This is a genomic window from Desulfitobacterium metallireducens DSM 15288, assembly GCF_000231405.2.
Lineage (GTDB): Bacteria > Bacillota > Desulfitobacteriia > Desulfitobacteriales > Desulfitobacteriaceae > Desulfitobacterium_A > Desulfitobacterium_A metallireducens.
This window is the reverse complement of the sequence record NZ_CP007032.1, coordinates 2831569-2854711: the sequence shown is the minus strand read 5'-3', so window position 1 is coordinate 2854711 and position 23143 is coordinate 2831569. Positions and strand designations below refer to the sequence as shown.

The following is a 23143-nucleotide window of genomic DNA, read 5'->3' as shown; positions in this document are numbered from 1 at the left end:
GTAGAGTTGAAGCAACTTGCAACAAAATTTGAAAAAATGCCACAATACCTTTGGCCTGTTATTTTGGTTCTAATGATTGTGCCACTAATTGTGCATCTAAAAGTAGTGCCACTTACGGGAGATTTATTCAATTATTGGACTGGAGATTCTGAAAATTTAGATTTCTTTTCATATTATAAAAGTATTTTTCTGATTCTTCTTTCTTGTTCAGCACTTATACTATACTTTGTAGATAGAGTTTTTTTAAAAGCTGAAGGCATACCAAAGTATTACATACTTATTCCACTGGCAGCTTACGGTTTGCTTATTACTTTATCAAGTATGCTTTCTGAACATAAAGAGATTGCCCTGCAAGGTTTTCCAGATCGCTATGAAGGAATGTATGTCCTTCTAGGATATCTAATAATTTGTACAGTTTTGATTTTAACAGATATTAAAGAACGCCAAGCTAAACAGTTTTTTTACGCTCTGACATTTACTTCAACAGTAGTTGGCATAATTGGACTATTTCAGTATTTTGGGTTAGACTTTTGGCGTTCAACTATAGGCGGCCATTTAATTTTACCAAGTCAATATATTGATAATCTAGGAAAATTAAAATTTTCACTTGGTGACCATGCAGTTTATTCAACTTTGTACCATTACGATTATTATGGAAGTTTTGGCGCACTGATAATTCCAATTACACTTGCCATTGCATTTTTAACAAAAAACAAGGTATATAAATGGACTTCTGCTCTTGTTAGCATGTTGATGGTAGTAACTCTGTTCGCTTCGGGATCTAGGGCCGGACTAGTAGGATTAGCCGTAGCTATCGTGTTAATGTTATCTTTTTCATATCGTGATATTTTTGCACATCGGAAATTAGTGGTTGGATTTGTTATAATACTATTTATTTGCCTTATCGGTTTGAATTTTGTATCTGGACGCGTAATAGAAAAACGAATCGGAACATTGTACCAAGATGTCAAATTAGTCTTTTCTAGTAATTCTAAGGGTGATGATAATTATAATGTACCTCTAAAGAATTTAAGAGTTAGTGAAAACAAGGCTATTGTTGAAACGGACAGTGAGACTTTAACACTAGTCTACGACAAGGAGGGCCTTAAATTCTTTGATTCTGATGAAAAGCCATTAAACTTGAATATTGATAACAACGGTAAAATCCAACTACAGGATAGTAGATATAAAGATTACACCATTATAACAACAAAACAAAAGGAAACAAGAATTGTACAAGTAATCAAGGGCCCCATTAAGTTGAATTTTGGGCTAATTGGAGCTGAAATAAAGATTCTGGATAATAAAGGGCAAATTGTTGAACTTAAGCCGATTCAGAGCTGGGGTTTCAATGGAATGGAACTTATTGGTTCCTCAAGAGGATACATATGGTCTAGATCAATTCCGTTATTGAAGGATACGTTGTTCATTGGTCATGGTCCGGATACTTTTGCAATCTATTTTCCTCAGTATGATTTTAAAGGAAAAATGTATGCGTATAGTAATGATATGTGGCAAATTGTAGATAAACCTCATAACTTATACTTACAAATGGCAATTAACACAGGAGTTTTATCGCTTATTTCGTTTCTTGTTCTTATTGCAATGTATACGACTACAAGCGTTAAGGCCTATTTTAGGCGCAGATCAAATGTGTTTATCACAATTTTGGGGTTTGGTATATTCTTCGGAATATATGGATATTTAGTTACAGGTTTCTTTAATGATAGTGTAGTTTCGGTTTCTCCTGTCTTCTGGATTTTACTTGGCTTAGGTATTTCAATCAATCGTAATGTTATTAAACAATGTGATAAGAAACAATAAATACAACATTGTCATAAATTTGATGCCATATATAATAAAAAGGATTTGTTAGGTTTCTGTCGAAATAAACTTGAAAAACTAATTGTATGGAGATTTATAAATGATTAGGGAGAACCAAAAAATACTAAATAATTTTCAGATAATCCTTGATCAAGCGATGGTTGCTATATCGTTACTAGTAGCATATTGGTTAAGATTCCTAGATTATCAGGATAGTCATTTATCTCTTACTAGCTACTTACCTACGCTTATTTTGTTAGTCCCCCTGCAGTTTTTCTTGTACTATCTACTTGGACTTTACGAGCCGAGACGTCGCAAAAGCCTATCCTTTGAGATTGTGAAGGTTATTCAGGCAAATTTTCTAAGCATGTTGATATTGTTTAGCCTTCTTTATCTTATTAAAGCAATAGATTACTCTCGGCAAGTCATTATCTTATTTGAGATTATAACAAGTATCTTAACAACCATTGAAAGAATTGTACTAAGAATATTTTTAAATCATATTCGCAGACAGGGCTATAACAAAAAACATGTTTTAGTGATTGGAACTGGGAGACTCGCAAGAAGATTGATAAGAAAACTAAAAGAAAATAGTTATTTGGGTTATGAAATTACAGGAGTCATCGACGATGATACAACCATTGGTAAAAAGCTTGAAGAGGTTTCAATTCTTGGAGAGATAAGGGAGCTTGAAACCCTAATTAGAACCCTAAAAATTGATGATATTTTCATTACTATCTCCACCAAGAATTATGATAAATTCAGACAAATCATTCATGTGTGCGAAAAAAGCGGAGTTCGAACTCAAATTGTACCAGACTACGCGCAATTTATTCCAGCTAAGCCCGAAATTGATGAAATCGATGGAATTCCCCTGATCAATATTAGGCATGTTCCCCTAGATAACTTTATAAAAACATTTTCGAAAAGAACATTCGACATTGTATCATCATTCTTAGGTATAAGTATTTGCTTGCCTTTGTTTGCTTTGATAGCAATTAGTGTAAAACTTGATTCACCAGGCCCAGTATTTTTTGCCCAAGAGCGAGTGGGACTCAATAAAAAGAGTTTTATGATGTATAAATTTCGATCGATGAAGGTACAGTCTACGGAAAACTCAGATCATGTCTGGACGACAGAAGAAGACCAACGTAAGACCCGATTAGGCGGTTTACTCCGGAAAACTAGTCTTGATGAGTTGCCTCAGCTCTGGAATGTTTTGATCGGAGAAATGAGTTTGGTTGGCCCCAGACCGGAACGTCCTTATTTCGTAAAACAATTTAAAGAAAGAATTCCTCGATATATGATAAAACATCATGTTCGTCCAGGCATTACTGGCTGGGCACAGGTTAACGGTTGGCGAGGGAATACTTCAATTCGTAAAAGAATTGAATTTGATATCTACTACATTGAAAATTGGACCTTTATGTTTGACTTGAAAATACTTCTTTTAACGGTATTTAAAGGTTTTGTAAATAAGAATGCATATTAAAGTAAAAAAACCGGCAAACAAAATTATAAGGCATGGAACATAATGAAAAAAACTTTGGATCTATCTATTGTCATGATAAATTATAATAATGCAACACTAACTGGACAATCTATCAATTCTATATTCGCTTGTGTGCCACAGATCCCCTTTGAAATCATTGTGGTTGATAACAGTAGTGATTCTTCGCAGAAGTACAACGATAATCATGATGAAGTAATTGTTATCAAAGGTGTTGAAAATAAAGGCTTTGGCAATGCATGTAATATTGGAGTTAAAAGATCGAGTGGTAAATACATTCTGTTTTTAAATAATGACACGATCATGCACAAGGGCACATTAGAGTCTTGCGTACACTATTTGCGGCAGTACCCACAGGTTGGAGCACTCGGTACGCGCACCTTATTAGAGGATGGGACTCTTGACCATGCGTGTAAACGCGGCTTTCCAACGCCAAGGTCGTCACTTTACTATTTTTGCGGTATGGATAAAAGACATCCGGACAGTAAAAGGTATGGAGTCTATCGTCAGACGTTCATTACAGAAGATGCAATCAGCGAAGTGGACTCAGTTGCCGGCTCATTTCTTATGATGCCACGATCTGTTTTCGATAGACTTGATGGATATGACGAAACCTTCTTTATGTATGGCGAAGATTTGGATTTGTGTTACCGTGTAAAAGAGCTTGGCTTTTCTGTGATGTATTATGGAAAGGCTGCTATCACCCATTTGAAAGGCCAAAGCGGCTTGCATATAAAGTCGCAAACCGTAATATTCCACTTTTATAATGCGATGCTTTTGTTCTATAAAAAGCATTATCTACATCGATACAATCTCTTTATAACAGCATTGGTTTATTTTGCTATTAAGGCGAAATATATGCTAACCCTTTTGAAAATGAAGTTGGGGAAGTCATGATTACGATTCTGATGGCGACCTATAATGGTGAAGAGTATATTGCTGAACAAATAGAGTCAATTTTAAATCAAACAGAGTCGTGTTGGAAACTTATAATTCAGGATGACTGCTCTTCGGATGGGACTGCAAAAATTGCTCAAGCCTACGCAGAAAGGTATCCAAGCATGATAAAGTTCAAAGAGCGTGAAACTTCGTCTGGCTCGGCGAAGAATAACTTTTCAAGCATGCTTCAATTCTCCGACAGCGAATACACGATGACCTGCGATCAGGATGATGTATGGCTACCTAAAAAGATAGAACTTACGCTTAAGAAGATGCAGGAGTTGGAAGTAAAGTATGGCAAAGATAAACCTTTGCTAGTACATACTGATTTAAAAGTTGTCGATGAAAAGCTGAAGGCAATAGATAATTCCTTGTTTCATCAACAGAATTTGGACAGCAGTAGAGATAAATTTAATAATTTATTAGTACAGAATATCGTGACAGGCTGCACGATGATGGTAAATCATGCTTTGATAGTGTTGGCAGATAAAGTCCCAGAGCAAGCGATTATGCATGACAGATGGTTTGCCTTATTAGCATCTGCCTTTGGAAAAATTGGCTTTATAAGCGAGCCAACAGTTCTATACCGTCAGCATGACCATAATGAAATCGGCTCGGAAAATACAAGAAGTTTTCAATATAATCTAAAGAGAATGCTTAGTAAGGAACGATCCAAGTCAGTTCTGAGGAATACTTATTTACAAGCGGAAGTTTTTTTTATGACTTATGGAGAGCAGCTTTCCCCTGAACTTGTAAAAGTGGTTAAAGCCTATGTCTTGATTCCTAAATATGGAAAAATTAAGCGCATTCAAACTATTCACCATTATGATTTCTGGAAATCAGGAATAGCAAGAAAATATGGACAAGTTTTATTTAGTTAAAGAGCATCAAAAAGAGAAAATTACTATTTTTATTTGATATAGTGATTTGTCAGAAATGGAATTACAGAAATATTCAATTCCATTTAATATATTACAGATTGGAGAAATTGCATTGAAAGGTATAGTACTTGCTGGAGGTTCAGGCACAAGATTATATCCTTTGACACTCGTAACGTCAAAACAACTCCTACCGGTTTATGACAAGCCGATGATTTATTACCCGCTCTCGACCCTTATGTTAGCAGGAATTAAGGATATTCTTCTTATCTCGACTCCTCAGGATCTGCCAAATTTTGAACGGCTTTTAGGCGATGGTTCTAGTTTAGGCATTCATCTTTGCTATGAGGAACAGCCGTCTCCAGATGGACTCGCTCAAGCTTTTATAATTGGTGAAAAATTCATTGATGGCGAAAGTAGTGCTATGGTTCTAGGTGACAATATCTTTTACGGCGGTGGTTTAACTCCACATTTGCGCAAGGCAGCGCAGCAGGTGGAGGGCGCGACCGTATTTGGCTATTATGTGGAAGATCCGGAGAGATTCGGGGTTGTAGAGTTTGATCAGGATGGTAAGGCCATTTCATTGGAAGAAAAGCCCGGAAATCCAAAATCAAATTATGCTGTTACCGGTCTTTATTTTTATGACCATCATGTCTGTGAATATGCGAAGAGTTTAAAACCATCTGCGCGAGGTGAACTAGAAATTACGGATTTAAATCGTATTTACTTAGAGCAAGGTAACCTAGATGTTGTGACACTAGGACGCGGTTACGCATGGCTGGACACCGGCACGATTGATTCCTTAACGGAAGCATCAGAGTTTGTCAAAGTGCTCGAAACACGCCAAGGCATAAAAATATCAGCTGTGGAGGAAATTGCTTTTCGCAACGGCTGGATTTCAAAAGATAAACTGTTAGAGTCTGCCAGGAAATATGGAAAATCCTCATATGGGGCACACTTAAAGACGGTTGCTGACGGAAAAATCTTATATTAAGAGGGGAAATCAATGAACGTAATCAAGACAGAAGTTTCGGATGTCTATATTTTAGAACCGCAGGTGTTTGGTGATAATCGCGGTTGGTTCATGGAATCCTGGTCTAATCGGAAAATGGAAGAAGCAGGCCTTTATTATAATTTCGTCCAGGATAATCAGTCCTTCTCTGCACAAAAAGGAACGCTAAGGGGCCTGCATTTTCAAAAAGGAGCGGCTGCGCAGGCAAAATTGGTACGTTGCGGACGAGGAACAGTTTTGGATGCGGCCGTTGATTTAAGAAAAGGTTCACCGACTTATCTGAAATGGGTGGCTGTAGAATTATCCGCAGAGAATAAACGGCAGCTCTTAATTCCGAGGGGTTTTGCTCACGCTTTTTTAACCCTTACGGATGATGTGGAATTTTTGTATAAGGCTGATAACTATTACTGCCAAGAGTCAGAACGAAATATTATCTGGAATGATGAAGAAATAAATGTGGCTTGGGGTGCAGAAGATCCCATCTTATCTGAAAAAGATGCAAATGCTCCGAAATTATGTGATTGTGATGTGGATTTTATTTATGAGGAGAAGTCAAAATGAAGATTATTGTAACTGGGGGAGCGGGGTTCATCGGCGGTAATTTTGTTCATTACATGCTGAATAAGTATACCGATTATGAAATTGTCTGCTTGGATAAACTAACTTATGCAGGCAATATGGAAACCTTAGAGTCAGTAATGAATAACCCTCATTTTAAATTTATTAAAGCTGATATTACAGACCGAGAGGTCGTTTACAAGATATTTGAAGCGGTAAAACCAAATATCATTGTCAACTTTGCGGCAGAAAGTCATGTCGACCGTTCAATCGAAGATCCAGCTATCTTTTTACAGACCAATGTGATGGGCACACAGGTGTTACTTGATGCTTGTAGAAAATATGGTATTGATCGCTATCATCAAGTATCTACCGATGAGGTGTACGGGGATTTGCCGTTGGATAGACCGGATTTATTCTTTACTGAGGAAACACCGATACATACGTCTAGCCCTTATTCAGCGAGTAAGGCCAGTGCTGATTTGCTTGTGCAGGCCTATTACCGAACCTATGGAGTACCGGTGACGATTTCACGCTGCTCAAATAACTATGGCCCTTATCATTTTCCGGAAAAACTCATTCCGTTGATGATAGCCAATGTATTAAATGATAAGTCATTACCTGTGTACGGTACTGGAGAAAATGTACGTGACTGGTTGTATGTAGAAGACCACTGCAGTGCCATCGATTTAATTATTTATAAGGGTAGAGTAGGTGAGATTTACAATATAGGCGGACATAATGAAAGAACCAATTTGGAAGTTGTTCAGACCATCATCAAGGAACTGGGTAAGGGCGAAATCAAGTATGTAAAAGATCGCGCGGGACATGATAGGCGCTATGCAATTGACCCTACAAAGATTCATAATGATTTAGGCTGGCTTCCTACGACTAAATTTGATGAGGGCATTAAGAAGACTATTCAATGGTATCTGGATAACAAACCATGGTGGGAACACATTATTAACGGTGAGTATCAGGAGTATCAGGAATATCAGGAATATCAGGAATATTATAAGAAAATGTATAAACAGCGGGAGGTAACTACATGAACCCGCATCAAAATCATCCCGCTACCCCAGTGGACATGTTTACTAGTTTTTGGCATAACCGCCAACTTATTTGGCAGATGACCCGAAGAGATGTAGCTAGTCGATACCGGGGTTCATTCATGGGCATGGCTTGGTCATTTTTCAACCCCATGTTGATGCTCTTTGTGTATACCTTCGTTTTTTCAGTTGTATTTAAGTCAAAATGGGGTGTAAGTACACAGGAGAGTAGAGCAGACTTCGCTATTATTCTTTTCGTGGGCATGATCGTCCAGGGCATTTTTGCCGAATGTATCAATCGCGCACCGGGGTTGATTATTTCTAATGTTAATTATGTCAAGAAGGTTGTCTTTCCACTAGAGATTTTGCCTTGGGTGGCCTTGGAATCTGCACTCTTTTATAGCCTTGTAAGTGTAAGTGTACTGTTGTTAGCACAGCTTATTATTAACCATTCAATAATGTGGACTATCATACTATATCCTCTGGTTTTATTACCGTTAGCACTTGGAATAATGGGCTTGACTTGGCTTTTTGCAGCTTTAGGGGTTTACTTACGAGATATAGGACAGATTACAGGTATTTTAACTACTGTTCTTATGTTTTTATCGCCAGTTTTTTATCCAATTTCGGCTTTACCAGAGAAATATCAAATCTTGCTTCAAATAAATCCACTTACACTTATTATAGAAGAAAGCCGGAAGGTACTTATCTATGGAAATCTACCTGATTGGCTTTCTCTTGGGATTGCTTTTTTAGTAAGTCTAGTTATTGCTAGCGCCGGCTTTTGGTGGTTTCAAAAAACACGAAAGGGGTTCGCGGATGTCCTCTAATGATGTAGCAATCCGAATTAATAATCTTTCAAAATGTTACTCTATTTATGACCGGCCACAGGATCGCCTTAAGCAATCTATTATGCCACGTCTCAAAAGACTTATAGGAAGGGAATCGCATAATTACTATCATGAGTTCTGGGCGCTCCAGGATATTTCATTCGAGGTTAAAAAGGGTGAAACTGTAGGCATTATCGGCCGTAACGGTTCGGGAAAATCAACACTACTGCAAATTATCTGTGGTACTCTTACTCCAACGAGCGGTACGGTGGAGACCAATGGCCGCGTTGCCGCCCTTTTGGAACTCGGCTCTGGCTTTAATCCTGAATTCACTGGGCGCGAAAACGTTTACTTGAATGGTGCAGTACTGGGATTAAGTAAAGAGGAAATTGACACTCGTTTTGATGATATTGCCTCTTTTGCTGATATAGGAGAGTTTATCGATCAGCCTGTAAAGATGTACTCCAGTGGTATGTATGTACGTTTGGCGTTTGCCGTAGCTATCAATGTTGATCCGGATATATTGATTGTAGATGAAGCATTATCTGTAGGAGATGAACTTTTTCAACGTAAGTGTTTTTCTCGTATAGAAGCAATTCGAAATAATGGTTCTACAATTCTTTTCGTTTCTCATTCTGGAAGTACTATTGTTGAGTTATGTAACAGTGCTATCCTATTAGATGCGGGAGAGAAATTAGCTACTGGTTCACCTAAACAAATTGTTGGTAGATATCAAAAGTTGCTTTATGCTCCAGCAGACAAGCAAGAAGCTATTCGTGATCAGATTCGTCGAATGGATGGGCAATACATGAGCCCTCGGGTAAACATCCCTAAGATTCTACCGTCAGTGCAAAATAAGTTATCTGAGGATAGTCAGCCCATTAAAGAGACTTTTGATCCTAACCTTAAACCTAGTAGTACTATAGAATATGAATCTTATGGAGCATATATAGAATCTCCGTTAATATTAACATTGGCTGGAGAACAGGTTAATAACCTTAAACGCGGAGAAATATACCGTTACACATACTCTGTCAGGTTTACAAAAAGTGCAAGTAATGTACGTTTTGGCATGCTTATCAAGACCATCTCTGGTGTTGAATTGGGTGGTGGTGTGTCTGCCAGCTCAATCAAAGACAGTTTATCTTATGTAGAAGCTGGTTCGAAATATCAAGTTGAGTTTCGCTTTCGCTGTGCTCTGAATCCTGGCGTGTATTTTCTAAATGCAGGTGTACCTGGCGATATAAATGGTTGCGAAACATACCTTCATCGCTTGATTGATGTAGCTATGTTTAGGGTATTACCAGAAACAGAGAATGTTGTAACAGGTATAGTAGATTTTGGTTGCTTTTCTGAGATTGAGCTTCAGGAGGCGCAATAGTGATGTTGAAAGAAAATAATAAAATAGAAAATAAGAAGTTAATTGTAGTTCTGGGAATGCATCGTAGCGGTACGAGTGCAATTACTAGAGGACTTCAGGTCCTTGGAGTGAATCTTGGTGATAACTTGATGCCTCCAGTGGAAGGTAATAATGCTAAAGGATTTTTTGAAGACCTCGACCTCAACGCATTGAATGTTGAGCTACTGCAAACACTCCGAAGCGATTGGGATTATCTTTCCCCTATCGAAGATAGTGATGTAGAGAAGCTACGGAAAAATGGATACTTTCTTCGTGGTGTTGAAATACTTAATCAAAAATTCAGTAATACTTCAACTTTTGGATTTAAAGACCCACGTGTAGCAAAGTTGCTTCCTTTTTGGAAACAAGTTTTTGCTTATTGCAAATTTGACGTGGGATATGTCTTAGCAGTACGTCATCCGCTGAGCGTAGTAAAGTCTCTAGAGAAACGGGATGGATTCGATTCTGAAAAGAGTTATATGCTTTGGATAGGTCATGTTCTCGCGAGTATTTCAAATACAGAGGAACATAAGTGTGTAATTGTTGATTATGACCTTTTGATGCAGGCTCCTGAACGAGAGTTGGGACGAATTGCTGATTGTTTTGATCTAATAGTTAATCCAGATGAAATGAAAAATTACAGGTCAGAATTTCTTGATGAAGGGTTAAGACATACCGTATATACTCTAAATGACTTGATATTAGACGATGCTTGTCACCCTCTAGTTAGCGAAATATATACCGCCCTCCTCGATGTCGCTATAGATAGAAGACGCATGAATGATGTAGTGATACAGAATCAAGTAGCCCTTTGGTCTAATGAATTTAAACGTCTTAAATCAATTTTATGTTTGATTGACAAGCTTACTAGGAAGATTACCATTCTTAATCAGGTGGAGATCGAGCGTGATGGACAGATATCAAGCCTCAACCAGTTAGTGGTCGAGCGTGATGCGCAGATATCAAGCCTTAATCAGACGGTGGTTGAAGGCAATTCGCAGATTATGCACCAAGAAAAAGAACTTACAGCTTATCATGATCAGACAGAAGAATATATTAAACAACTTAATTTATTACAGGAACAACGCACTTCTGAATTGAGCAATATAAAATTTCTAACTAAGCAGTTAATGGGACTATTTTATAAAAAGATTCATTAGGTACTTTTATGGAGGTGTTCTGTGATAGAAGATATGACTGATCAAGTTTTTTATTGCTCTCTAGTAATACCAACAAAAAACGGAGGACCTTTATTTCGGCGAGTCGTGCACGCACTCCAGAACCAAACCTATTGGAATAAAACGGAATTTGTGATTGTTGATTCTGGGTCATCAGATGATACCATTGAAGTCGCTCGCAAAGCGGGGGCAAAGGTGGTTCAAATTGATCCTACGACTTTTAATCATGGGGCTACCCGAGATCTCGGAATTTCCATAGCTTCTTCCGAATTTGTGATTCTTATGGTACAGGACGCACTCCCAAACGATAATTACTTAATAGAGACGCTGCTGAAATCCTTCGAAGATGACGAAGTAGCAGGTGCATATGCCCGACAAATTCCTCAGGCCGATGCCGACATTTTGACAAAACGTAATCTAAATAATTGGCTTACGGGTCGAATGGAACGGGAGGAAAAGAGATTGGAAAGCCAGGACTGGTATAAGGGTCTCTCACCATTAGAAAAATACTTTTTTTGTAATTTTGATAATGTTTGCTCGGCGATAAGGAAATCAATTTGGGAAAAGGAAAATTTTGGCTTGATTAATTTTGGCGAGGACATTGATTGGGCTGAACGTGTATTAAAATGTGGTTATAAAATTGTTTATGAACCTACTGCGGCGGTTATTCATTCGCATAATAGATCGTTAATATATGAATACAAACGGACATATGTATGTCATCGAAAACTCTATTCACAATTTGGATTACATCTCGTTCTGAGTTTGAGAAGTATCCCTCGTTCATGGCTATACGGTACACTAAAAGATGCAAAATACATTTTAAGTCATGACAGCAAATTCTCAAATAAAGTATTAACCTTATTAAAGGTTCCGATGCTAAATTTACTAAGTGCATTTGCTCAGTATAGGGCCGTTCGTGATCAATTAAATAAGAAATATGTGAAAGTACGTGATGTGTAATTATGAAATTATTACTAACTGTACATCAATTTTTCCCAGACTATTTTTCAGGAACGGAAGTACTGACCTTCAGTGTTGCAAAAGAGTTATTACGTCGCGGACACCAGGTTTTCGTTCTGACAGGTTTTCCTGCTAAGCAAGTAATCCCTGATGTTGAACGGTTTGATGAATACGATATAGAGGGTATTCATGTGTATCGTTTTTATCATTCCTTCGTTCCGATGGGAGATCAACAAGTCTTATCAGAAGTTGAATATAACAACCACCTTGTTGCAAGTTATTTCGTCCGTATAATAAAAGAAATAGAGCCTGACATAGTACATTTTTTCCATTTTAGCCGTCTTGGTACTGCTTTAATCGATGTCGTAAAGCAATATGGTATTCCTGCCTTTTATACGCCAACGGATTTTTGGGCTGTTTGTCCAACTAGTCAGTTACTATTAGGAGAAGGAATGGTATGCCAAGGACCAACGCAAAATGGGGGTAATTGTGTTAAACATGTGGCAATGCAAACAGGTTGGAAAAAGATTGCTTCTGTAATTCGTTATATACCGACCTCAGCTATCGACGCAATCGATTCTGTTGCAAAATTGCACTTACCTATCTCATTTCCATTTAAAAAGGAAATTGCTGCGCTGAGCCAGAGAAAGCCATTTAACGTGTCACGACTCAATGCACTTCACGGAATTGTTTCTCCTACTCAGCTAATGACCAAGGTATTAGTAGAAAATGGCGTTAATCAGAAGCTCATTACACAATCTGCCTATGGTATTAATATTGCCAGCTTCAACAGCGAGCCGAGAAGTTATGATGCACAATCAAGGATTACATTTGCCTTTATTGGTACGTTGGCACCTCATAAAGGCTGTCATGTTTTGGTAAATGCTTTTTCTGACCTTAATTCAGAGAATGCAAGACTAAAGATTTATGGTAATACAACTGATTTTCCTGACTATGTTACAGAACTAAATCAGGTTGTGGAAAATAATACTAATATTGAGTTTTGTGGCACGTTCCCAAATTCCCAAATAGCAGAGATTATAAGTGGTATAGATGTTCTTGTCGTGCCATCTGTTTGGTATGAGAACACACCATTGGTGGTATATTCGGCTTTAGCTGGAAAGTGTCCTGTTATCGCTTCGAATTTTCCTGGAATGTCCGAGGTAATAAGCGATGACTGGAATGGATTGTTGTTCAAGCCGGGAGATGTACAGATGCTCAGGGCCTGTATTTCGAAATTACTTAATGCTCCTGATTTATTAATGAAACTAAGCAGGAATTGTGAACGGCCCAAGTCGATTAATGCCTATGTTGACGAATTGCTTCAACTCTACGCTCAAGAGCCGATTATTGGTGAGAATTCTTCTTTTAGATGGCAGAAATTTGAATCCTTAAACACTTCTTCTGCGAATGGATACATCACTGGATGGGCTGTTGCGTCTTCGTCAAATCCAATGTCTATCCGCGTGTATGATGGAGATCGTGAGGTTGGCGTGACAACACAATTCTTGTCGAGACAGGATGTACGTGATGGTTTTCAAAAAACGGGTTTTAATGTTAATACAGACCGTCTTGGTTTTACTATAAACTTTACGTTTCCAGTCAGTCAATCGGCAGTAATTCTGGAAATAAAGGATCATTGCGAGAAGACGCACCGACTTAAAATCGCACGCCTAAACGCAGGTTCATCGATTCAGTATGGAGCGCGTGAATTCATCGGTATTGACCAAGTAAACTTCCTCCAAGATCCAGTGGAGGCATGAGTAGGACCATCTCTGAACATAGATTTAGTACAACATAGGGGCAGTTTGCTTCGTTTTGATGTTGCTGTTTTCTGTGCACATAACATCTTAGAGTAAGCCTACTTATGTTAGCGTGACTTATCTACGTCATGCAATCAGGAAAAATTACAGCTCTAATTTAATAATCGATATAAAGAAACCAGATATAGACTGGGTTCGGGTATTGATCTAAGGAGAATCAAAATGAAAAATCCGATGCGTTGTTTAGTGTTGGGCGGTCGTGGGTTTATTGGATCCCATCTCGTGGATGCCCTACTGACAAAAGGCTATCGTGTTCGTTGCTTTGATCGACGGCGAGTGACACAGCAAGGGGAATTTCATATAACAGATCAAAGGTTTGAGCTGTTTGAGGGCGATTTTATGAATGAGGCGGATGTTGCGAATGCCCTAGAGGGATGTGATATATGCTATCACCTCATTTCGACAACCCTTCCTAAATCATCAAATGATGACCCAGTCTTCGACGTGGAAAGTAACCTTTTGGGGTCAGTTCGATTACTAACTAACGCTGTGAAAGCCGGTGTAAGGAAAGTCGTTTTCGTCTCATCAGGTGGGACGGTCTACGGGGTTCCTACCCAAGTTCCGATTCCAGAAACCCATATGAACAATCCAGTTTGTTCATATGGAATCACCAAGCTTGCAATCGAAAAATACTTAGATCTTTTTTATAAACTACATGGTCTCGATTATACTGTTCTGCGACTTGCCAATCCCTTTGGGGAGGGGCAGAAAACACATGCTAGTCAGGGCGCGGTTGCAGTCTTTTTGGGTAAGGTTTTACAGGGGGAAACAATTGATATTTGGGGAGACGGGTCAGTTATCCGAGATTATGTTTATATAGATGATGTTGTCAGGGCATTCCTGGCTGTACTTGAGTACAGTGGACCAGAACATATATTTAATATTGGGTCTGGAAGGGGATTAAGTATAAATGAAGTACTTGACTCCATCGAAAGAGTGACCGGACGACCAGTTTTGCGTCACTATGTTTCGGGACGCCCGTTTGATGTTCCCTCTAACATATTGTGCATTAGTCGTGCTGAAACTGAATTAGGATGGTCACCAAGATTTAGTTTTGAAGATGGTATTTTGCGTTTTGCTAAATGGCTTAATTACTAATTTATTCCATGATATTTTCTAATATTTTTTAATTAGGAATCACACCTTATAAGAGTAATCTTTTCTCAATTAGATACGCAAAATTGCTGAAATATAGTGGAGGTGAAATTGTTTAAAATGGATTATCTTGATCGTTTAGAAAATAAAAGCATTCATATCTTGCGTGAAGCATATAGTGAATTTAAAAACCTTTGCATGCTTTGGTCAGTGGGCAAGGATAGTACGGTTCTGCTTTGGCTTGCTCGAAAGGCATTCTTTGGGCATGTCCCCATTCCGTTAATTCATATTGATACTCATTATAAAATTCCAGAAATGATTGAGCACCGGGATCGCTTGGCATTGGAATGGAATCTTGAAATGATTTATGGGGAGAACAAAGAGGCCTTGTTAAGTAAAAATACATTCCCAGATGGTTTAGCGACACGACTTGAGTGCTGTAAAAACTTGAAGACAGAGGCTTTAACGCATACGATTGATGGAACATGGCCTCGTTATCGTTTAAATCATGAGACTAAATGTTATGAAGTAGATCAAAATCCAGAACCATTTACAGGTGTAATAGTTGGTGTACGCGCGGATGAAGAGGGAAGCCGCTCAAAAGAGAGATATTTTTCACCACGAGATAAAGCTAACGAGTGGAATATAGCCCAACAACCGCCCGAGTTTTGGAATCAATATAAGACTGACTTTGCACCAGGAACTCATGTCCGTATTCATCCATTACTGGACTGGACTGAACTTAACTTGTGGGAATATATTGGACGTGAAAAGATTCCAGTCGTTTCTTTATATTTCGATCAGGGGAAGGGTACTCGGTATCGGTCATTAGGCTGTGCTCCATGTACTGCTCCTGTCGAGTCGACGGCGAAGACAGTGGAGGAGATTGTTGAAGAACTAAGAACAGGAAAGTTTTCCAACATTGCAGAGCGTTCGGGGCGAGCACAAGACAAGGAAGATGGCGGCGGATTAGAGGAGTTACGGAAAGCCGGATATATGTAAGGAGACAATATAGCATGAATTTACAAGATCAAGAAATGAAAATTGTCATAGTTGGTCATGTTGATCATGGGAAAAGTACGATCATTGGTCGTCTTATGGCAGATACAGACTCATTACCTCAAGGAAAACTAGAGCAGGTTCGTGAGACGTGCAGACGGAATTCAAAACCGTTTGAATATGCATTTTTGCTTGATGCTTTGAAGGAAGAACAAGCGCAAGGAATAACTATTGATGTAGCGCGGATGTTTTTTAAGACGAAACAGCGAAATTATATCATTTTAGATGCTCCAGGACATGTAGAGTTTTTAAAAAACATGGTGACTGGAGCTGCCCAAGCAGAGGCTGCTTTATTGGTTATTGATGCTAAAGAAGGAATCCAAATCAACTCATTAAGGCACGGTAATCTTTTAAGTATGCTTGGGGTTAAACAGGTTGCTATTCTTATTAATAAGATGGATCTAGTTGATTATGAGGAAGAGATATTTAAACAGATTGTTGATTCCTATAGAATATTCTTAGAGAAGATTGGAATCGAGCCAATATATTATATTCCTGTAAGTGGTCGCTTCGGAGATAACATTGCCAGTTCTTCCGGAAACATGTGCTGGTATTCTGGACCGACGGTTTTGGAGGCTCTTGATCAATTAAAACCTAAAAAGCAACCAATCCATGCAGCCTTAAGAATGCCAGTCCAAGATGTATATAAATTTACTGGGCATGGAGATCAAAGACGGATAATCGCAGGAACCATAGAGTCGGGTATTTTGCGAGTAGGAGATGAACTTATTTTCTATCCCTCGGGGAGGGAAGGACGTGTTCACTCGATTGAACATTTTCCCACGACAGAGTTAACAGAAGTCCAAGCTGGGTATGCCACGGGTTTTACACTTGAAGAGCAGGCCTATGTTAGTCGAGGAGAACTCGTGACGAAAAAAGGTGAGACTTCTCCTAAAGTAGTTTTAAGCTTCCGGGCTAATCTTTTTTGGTTAGGTAAAAATCCGATGATTCCGGGAAAAACGTATTTTCTTAAATTAGGTACGGCCAAAAGACGAATCAAACTTGAAGGTATCATTCGGGTTATGGATGCTTCAACGCTTGATCCTAATTATCATCCGGAGAGAATAGAAATCAACAATGCGGCAGAATGTATCTTGAAATGTGACAAACCCATTGCCATTGACAGTAATTATGAGATGTCTTTAAATAGCCGTTTTGTCATTGTTGATGAGTATGAGATAGCCGGTGGAGGGATTATTCAAGAAGCAATCAATGAAAGACAACTATATTGGCAAAAGTCAACTGTTAGTAGAGAAGATCGTGAAAGTTTAAACGGCCATAGAAGCGGAGTCTTATGGTTTACGGGATTATCAGGAGCAGGAAAATCCACTTTGGCGAATGCACTGGAAAAAAGGTTATTTGCAGAAGGAATTCGAACCTATATTTTGGATGGAGATAATGTTCGGCAGGGGTTAAATCAGGATTTGGAATTTAGTCCAGAAGACCGGGCAGAAAACATACGTAGAATTGCTGAAGTTGCAAAACTTTTTACAGATGCGGGAGTTCTTGTTCTCACAGCGTTTATTTCTCCATACCACGTGGATCGAAAACTGGCAAAGAATATAATTCATGGAGACGATTTCATCGAGATTTATGTGCGATGTTCTATTGAAGAATGTGAAAAACGGGATGCAAAAGGACTTTATGCTAAGGCTCGCCGTGGAGAGATTTCTCAGTTTACAGGAGTCAGTGCACCCTATGAAGTTCCTGAAAATCCTGATATAGTCGTCTCGACTGAGGAAATGAATATTGAACAATGCGTCGAAGAGATTATGACTGAGTTAAAGAACAGAAAAGTGGTTTAAAAACTCATTAGATGGCAGGAGGCATTACTCATGAAAGTTCTTATTACTGGGGCAAGCGGACAGCTTGGAAGGGAATTAACAATTTTTTTGGAACAAGAGAGACTTTTTGAGGCAATCCCGCTTTCCAGAAAAGAACTTGATGTGACAGATTTTCTTCAAGTACAGTCAACTCTGCAAAAACATAGACCTGATATTATTATTCACACGGCAGCCTATACTCAAGTTGATCGAGCTGAGACGGAACAGGATCAAGCTTACGCGGTGAATGCTATGGGCACAAGAAATATAGCTTTGGGCGCAGAGAAGATCGGTGCAAAGCTTGTTTATATAAGTACAGATTACGTCTTTGATGGCCAAAAGATTATGCCTTATATTGAATTTGATAAACGAAATCCTCAAAATACTTACGGAAAATCAAAAGCAGCAGGGGAAGAATTTGTCCAAGCTTTTTGCAGTCAATATTTTATTGTGAGAACCTCATGGGTTTATGGAAATTATGGGCCAAATTTTGTGAAGACCATGTTAAATCTTGCAAAGGAGAAAAAAGAGTTAAAAGTCGTTAACGACCAAGTTGGCGCACCAACATATACTCTGGATCTTGCATATTTTATTTTTGAAATCATACAAACAGAATTATTCGGAATCTATCACGTAACAAATTCTGGAGAATGTACGTGGTATGAATTAGCGAAGGTAATTTTTGAAGAAATGGAAATAGCTATTCGTTTAAATCCTTGTAATACTGAAGAGTTTCCACGTCCGGCACTACGTCCAAAGAATTCTGTATTAGATCATATGGGGATTAGACTTAATGGGTTAACAGATTTACGCCCATGGAGAGAAGCGTTAGCAGAATACTTGAAAAATTACGAAAAGTGATCTATCACATCAGTCCATAGAGATTAGAGATGAAGAAATAGGGTGAATAAGTTGAAGGTAATTAGATAATGAACATTATCGAAGCAGACGTTCTTAGACATATAATTAGATCAGATCTTGAAAAGTAGTATTCTCTAATTTCTCCGCAATATAATTTCTGATATCAGCAAATATACTTAAGAGCTTTTTGTTCTGTTCGATAGGAGTGTGTGAATAAAAATAGTGACTGACGGATTCCACAGGAGCAAGAGGGCCATCAATCAACCGCACGATTTCGGCAACAGAGATTTCCTCTGGACTTTTGGATAATTTATAACCTCCACTGGTACCCCGGATGCTTTGCACGAATCTTGCACTTTTTAATAGTAGTAAGATTTGCTCTAAGTATTTTTTGGGGATATGGTTTTTTTCTGATATTTCAGTAATAGTTACAAGTCCTGTCTGATAATTTTTCGCAAGTTCAATTAAAGCAAGGCAAGCATATTCACTCTTTTTCGAAAGTTTCATTATATCGGCTCCTATTGTCATTTTATTACTACCCGAAAAATACTTTAGATATCTTTAATATTAATTTACTATGTAATATTTTTTTTGTAAACTTAGTTTTAGAGAACCATTGACAGAATGTGCTCGAAAGATTATTCTAGAAATAAATACTCTACTTAATAGATAGGGTTAGTGATGTTTAATAACGGAGGCATTTTATGAAAAAGAGAAAAATGATTTATTTTATCTTAATCACTATGATAATTTTTACATTTAGCTTAATATTAACAGCTTGCTCTTCGACAAAAGAAGATAAGAATAATGTAACAGTAAGGGTTGGTTTTTTTCCAAATATCACTCATTCCCAAGCGTTAGTGGGTAAGGCTAAAGGTGCTTTTGCCAAGGCATTGGGTGAGTCTAATAAGATTGATTGGAAACAGTTTAACGCCGGACCAGCTGAAATTGAAGCTTTGTTTGCCGGTGAAGTGGATATCGGCTATATTGGACCAGTACCAGCTATTAACGGATATGTAAAATCAAGGGGTGATCTGCAGATAATCGCTGGCGCTACTAAAGGTGGGGCGATACTTGTTACTCGTAAAGATTTGAAAATTACAGATGCCAGTGACTTAAGCGGGAAAAAAGTAGCAGTACCACAGTTTGGAAATACTCAAGACTTATCATTAAGGACGCTACTCGATCAATATGGTTTAAAAGACATCACCAAAGGTGGGACAGTAGAAATACGACAGGTATCCAACCCTGATATGAAGCTCATGCTGGATCGGGGAGATATTGATGCAGCGTTGGTCCCAGAACCATGGGGTTCCATATTAGTGAAGGAGATTAAGGCGAATGTACTGCTAGACAGTGATCAGGTTTGGCGGGGAGGAAACTACAGTACAGCAGTGGTTGTCGTTCGAACTGAATTTCTGAAGGAACATCCTGAGCTGGTAGAAAAATTTCTTCGAGCTCACGTGGAATTAACAAATTTCATTAATAGTAATAAGGAACAGGCTAAGGAAATTGTTAACTCGCAAATTTATGAGTTAACTAGGCAATCACTCGAAAAAGATGTACTGGATGCATCGTTTGCGCGTCTAACGGTGTCCAATGACCCCGCTAAGGAGTCAGTTATGGATTTTGTAAACCTTGCGGTTGATGCTGGATTTCTTAAAGAAAAAACGGATACATCTTCTTTGTTTGAGCTTAGTACATTGAACAAAATCCTTCAGAATAACGGACAAGGTGTTATAAAGTAGCAATATTGTACTAGAGAAGAGGTGTTTGAATGGGCCTACTAATTGATCATGTCAGTAAGAATTTTCATTCTAAGCATAAAACAATTCATGTTTTAGACAGGATCACATTGGAAATCCAAACTGGAGAATTTGTCTGCATTCTAGGACCTTCCGGCTGCGGAAAATCAACGTTGTTAAATATCATTGCCGGATTGGAGATTGCCAGCGAAGGGGAAATTTTATTAAATGACAAAGAAATAAAAGCTCCAGGCAAGGACAGAGTAGTTATGTTCCAAGAATCTGCTTTATTTCCATGGCTAAAGGTTATTGATAATGTAGAATTTGGGATGAAAATGATTGGAATACCTAAAGAAGAGCGGAGAAAAAGAGCACTAGCCTATCTAGAAATGGTACATCTGATAAAATTCAAGGACTCATATATTCATGAATTATCGGGTGGTATGAAACAGAGGATTGCTTTAGCCAGAGCTTTAGCGCTGGATTCGGATATTCTACTGATGGACGAGCCATTTGCTGCCTTGGATAGCCAAACGAAAACTAACTTGCAATTAGAATTGCAGAAGATTTGGTTGGAAACGAGGAAAACAATTATATTCGTTACGCATAACGTGGAAGAAGCCGTCATATTGGCAGATAGAGTAGTAGTCTTGGCGAGTAATCCAGGAAGAATTAAAACAGTTTTTGAGATAGAAGTGGAACGGCCTAGGCAGATTGAACACGAAATTTCAACAGTGGACAGAATAAAGAAGGAGCTTAATTGGGAGGAGGATGAGATTGCCGGCGATTTATACAAAATTGATGGGGCTGTTCAAAAAAATCCTGTTCTACGTGATTTTGATTCTTTTATGGGAATTAGTCTATCAACTAGGCGTTGAGTATTTAAAAATATGGAAGCCTTATACTTTTCCTTCCCCTTTTGATGTGTTAAAGACGCTTTACAATTTAATTAAGGATAATACTTTAGGAATTGCAATCTTAGTAAGTCTTAAGAGAATTATAATTGGCTATAGTGTCTCAGTAATTATCGGTGTCATTGTTGGGCTAACCATCATCAGATTTAAGTATCTGGATGAGAACATAAGTGCCATAATTCTAGGGCTACAAACACTCCCGAGCGTCTGTTGGCTTCCGTTTGCTATTTTGTGGTATGGGCTTAATGAAAGTGCGATTATCTTCGTCATAGCAATTGGTTCAACCTTTGCGATTACCTTATCAATTATGTCTGGTCTCAAAAATGTCAACCCTCTTTATATTCGTGCCGCTAAGACTATGGGGGCTAGTGGGTTTGATATTTACAGATATGTTACGATTCCAGCTAGTTTGCCTAGTGTTATCGCCGGATTGAAACAAGGCTGGTCCTTTGCATGGAGAGCGTTAATGGCTGGAGAAATGCTTTTTGCAACTAAAGGCCTAGGACAAATTTTGATGATGGGTAGGGATTTAGCTGATATTAGCCAAGTGATGTCCATTATGATTGTAATTATTATAATTGGGTTAGCGGTAGATAAGCTGATTTTCGGAAGGATTGAATTTAAAATTCGTCAAAGATGGGGTTTGGATAAGGTTTAGATATGACTTATTTAATCAGGAAAACAAAAACCTTTCTTTTCATTATATTGCTAAACTTGAAGAGAATAGTCTCTTATTAACGGGGGTAGCTGATTCTTGCAAAATTTAAAGGAACCTACAATCAATTATTCGCACTGAAAATAAAAGCGTAGAGGAAGGTGTAGAATGGTAATCATAATTGAAAAATAGTTATACAATAAGGAGTATACTTATGAGTTTAAGTATCGTTTTAATAGGACTTCTTGTCGGATTTCTGGTTGGTCTAACGGGTGTTGGAGGAGCAACTCTACTGACTCCTATTCTCTTGGTATTAGGGGTCAATCCCTCTATTGCTGTTGGAACTGACCTTTTTTATAATTCAATAACAAAGTTTTTTGGTATAATTAAGCATTGGCAACAAAAGTCCATCAATTTTCAATTAGTTAAGTATTTCTCAATGGGTAGTGTTCCATCTGCGGCTATGGCTATAACCTTTCTCCATTTCTATAATACTCAGGATCGTGAGGCTTTTATCAAACATACCTTAGGGTATGTCTTGATTGCAGTTTCGATAAGCATGTTGTTTCGAATATTTTTCGATGAAAAGATGAAACTTAATGCTATACAATTAAAAGCGATTGAAGAAAAGCGTGTCCTTACGGTTGGTTTAGGAGCATTATTTGGGGTTATAGTTGGAATGACATCGATAGGCGCCGGATCTTTATTTGCTGTGGCGATGTTTTATCTGTATCGGGTTTCTGCTGTTGAGTTGGTGGGAACAGATATTACTCATGCCTTTATCCTAGTTACTGTTGCAGGATTATTAAATGCAAGTTTTGGTAATGTTAATTATTTACTGGCTGGAAATTTGCTCATAGGTTCTATACCAGGGGTGCTATTAGCAAGTGGACTATCGACTAAAGTTCCAACAAGATCGATACGAACGATTTTGGGAGTAGTTATTTTAATCAGTGCTCTAGAGATGATATAAGTATTATGGTTAATTTATATAATATATTTTAGATTAGGCACATCCGTTTGGAGCG

21 protein-coding genes are annotated in these 23143 nt (G+C 38.2%); 20 read left to right on the top strand and 1 reads right to left on the bottom strand.

The window, feature by feature from the left end:
• Positions 1–6: 6 nt before the first annotated feature.
• The 16 genes from DESME_RS13810 to rfbD all read left to right on the top strand — a co-directional run bounded on the left by DESME_RS13810 (position 7) and on the right by rfbD (position 18801).
• Positions 7–1824, top strand: a complete 1818-nt coding sequence (locus tag DESME_RS13810) for an O-antigen ligase family protein (protein ID WP_006718030.1) — start codon at positions 7–9, stop codon at positions 1822–1824.
• A 100-nt stretch (positions 1825–1924) separates the two neighbouring features.
• On the top strand, positions 1925–3316 hold the full coding sequence (locus DESME_RS13805; protein WP_006718031.1) for an undecaprenyl-phosphate glucose phosphotransferase: 1392 nt from the start codon (positions 1925–1927) through the stop codon (positions 3314–3316).
• A 42-nt stretch (positions 3317–3358) separates the two neighbouring features.
• Complete coding sequence (locus DESME_RS13800; RefSeq protein WP_006718032.1) at positions 3359–4231, top strand: glycosyltransferase family 2 protein; 873 nt, start codon at positions 3359–3361, stop codon at positions 4229–4231.
• The gene (locus tag DESME_RS13795; RefSeq protein ID WP_006718033.1) at positions 4228–5154 is read left to right on the top strand and encodes a glycosyltransferase family 2 protein; all 927 of its coding nucleotides are present in this window, start codon (positions 4228–4230) and stop codon (positions 5152–5154) included. Before DESME_RS13800 ends, DESME_RS13795 begins: the two co-directional genes overlap by 4 nt.
• 112 nt (positions 5155–5266) lie before the next feature.
• Complete coding sequence (gene rfbA, locus DESME_RS13790) at positions 5267–6145, top strand: glucose-1-phosphate thymidylyltransferase RfbA (RefSeq protein ID WP_025248824.1); 879 nt, start codon at positions 5267–5269, stop codon at positions 6143–6145.
• Between the two features lie 12 nt (positions 6146–6157).
• Entirely contained in the window at positions 6158–6724 is a 567-nt protein-coding gene (gene rfbC, locus DESME_RS13785) for a dTDP-4-dehydrorhamnose 3,5-epimerase (RefSeq protein WP_006718035.1), read from the top strand.
• Entirely contained in the window at positions 6721–7773 is a 1053-nt protein-coding gene (gene rfbB / locus DESME_RS13780) for a dTDP-glucose 4,6-dehydratase (protein ID WP_006718036.1), read from the top strand. The genes rfbC and rfbB overlap by 4 nt, the downstream gene beginning before the upstream one ends.
• Positions 7770–8600: an ABC transporter permease gene (locus DESME_RS13775; protein WP_006718037.1), complete on the top strand. Its 831-nt coding sequence runs from the start codon at positions 7770–7772 to the stop codon at positions 8598–8600. Before rfbB ends, DESME_RS13775 begins: the two co-directional genes overlap by 4 nt.
• Positions 8590–9981 carry an ABC transporter ATP-binding protein gene (locus DESME_RS13770; protein ID WP_006718038.1) on the top strand — a complete coding sequence of 464 codons (1392 nt, stop codon included), beginning with the start codon at positions 8590–8592 and terminating at the stop codon, positions 9979–9981. Before DESME_RS13775 ends, DESME_RS13770 begins: the two co-directional genes overlap by 11 nt.
• Positions 9981–11159 (top strand): sulfotransferase family protein, encoded by a 1179-nt coding sequence (locus DESME_RS15475; RefSeq protein WP_025248823.1) that lies wholly within the window; start codon positions 9981–9983, stop codon positions 11157–11159. Before DESME_RS13770 ends, DESME_RS15475 begins: the two co-directional genes overlap by 1 nt.
• 21 nt (positions 11160–11180) lie before the next feature.
• Positions 11181–12140 carry a glycosyltransferase family 2 protein gene (locus DESME_RS13760; protein WP_006718040.1) on the top strand — a complete coding sequence of 320 codons (960 nt, stop codon included), beginning with the start codon at positions 11181–11183 and terminating at the stop codon, positions 12138–12140.
• A gap of 2 nt (positions 12141–12142) precedes the next feature.
• A complete protein-coding gene (locus tag DESME_RS13755; RefSeq protein ID WP_006718041.1) occupies positions 12143–13903 on the top strand; it encodes a glycosyltransferase in 1761 nt (586 codons plus the stop codon).
• Positions 13904–14125: 222 nt separating this feature from the next.
• Entirely contained in the window at positions 14126–15061 is a 936-nt protein-coding gene (locus DESME_RS13750) for an NAD-dependent epimerase/dehydratase family protein (RefSeq protein ID WP_006718042.1), read from the top strand.
• A gap of 117 nt (positions 15062–15178) precedes the next feature.
• Positions 15179–16060: a sulfate adenylyltransferase subunit CysD gene (cysD, locus tag DESME_RS13745; protein ID WP_025248821.1), complete on the top strand. Its 882-nt coding sequence runs from the start codon at positions 15179–15181 to the stop codon at positions 16058–16060.
• A gap of 14 nt (positions 16061–16074) precedes the next feature.
• Complete coding sequence (gene cysC / locus DESME_RS13740) at positions 16075–17922, top strand: adenylyl-sulfate kinase (RefSeq protein ID WP_006718044.1); 1848 nt, start codon at positions 16075–16077, stop codon at positions 17920–17922.
• A 30-nt stretch (positions 17923–17952) separates the two neighbouring features.
• Positions 17953–18801, top strand: coding sequence for a dTDP-4-dehydrorhamnose reductase (gene rfbD, locus DESME_RS13735; protein WP_006718045.1), 849 nt, complete (start codon positions 17953–17955; stop codon positions 18799–18801).
• Positions 18802–18906: 105 nt separating this feature from the next.
• Here the strand turns inward: rfbD and DESME_RS13730 are convergent, their stop codons facing one another.
• Positions 18907–19308 (bottom strand): RrF2 family transcriptional regulator, encoded by a 402-nt coding sequence (locus tag DESME_RS13730; protein WP_006718046.1) that lies wholly within the window; start codon positions 19306–19308, stop codon positions 18907–18909.
• Between the two features lie 197 nt (positions 19309–19505).
• On the opposite strand from DESME_RS13730, the gene DESME_RS13725 reads away from it, so the two are divergent.
• The 4 genes from DESME_RS13725 to DESME_RS13710 all read left to right on the top strand — a co-directional run bounded on the left by DESME_RS13725 (position 19506) and on the right by DESME_RS13710 (position 23088).
• Complete coding sequence (locus tag DESME_RS13725) at positions 19506–20549, top strand: aliphatic sulfonate ABC transporter substrate-binding protein (RefSeq protein WP_006718047.1); 1044 nt, start codon at positions 19506–19508, stop codon at positions 20547–20549.
• Between the two features lie 29 nt (positions 20550–20578).
• Positions 20579–21424, top strand: coding sequence for an ABC transporter ATP-binding protein (locus tag DESME_RS13720; protein WP_006718048.1), 846 nt, complete (start codon positions 20579–20581; stop codon positions 21422–21424).
• The gene (locus DESME_RS13715) at positions 21348–22118 is read left to right on the top strand and encodes an ABC transporter permease (RefSeq protein ID WP_174377965.1); all 771 of its coding nucleotides are present in this window, start codon (positions 21348–21350) and stop codon (positions 22116–22118) included. The genes DESME_RS13720 and DESME_RS13715 overlap by 77 nt, the downstream gene beginning before the upstream one ends.
• 211 nt (positions 22119–22329) lie before the next feature.
• Positions 22330–23088: a sulfite exporter TauE/SafE family protein gene (locus DESME_RS13710; RefSeq protein WP_006718050.1), complete on the top strand. Its 759-nt coding sequence runs from the start codon at positions 22330–22332 to the stop codon at positions 23086–23088.
• Positions 23089–23143: the final 55 nt, after the last annotated feature.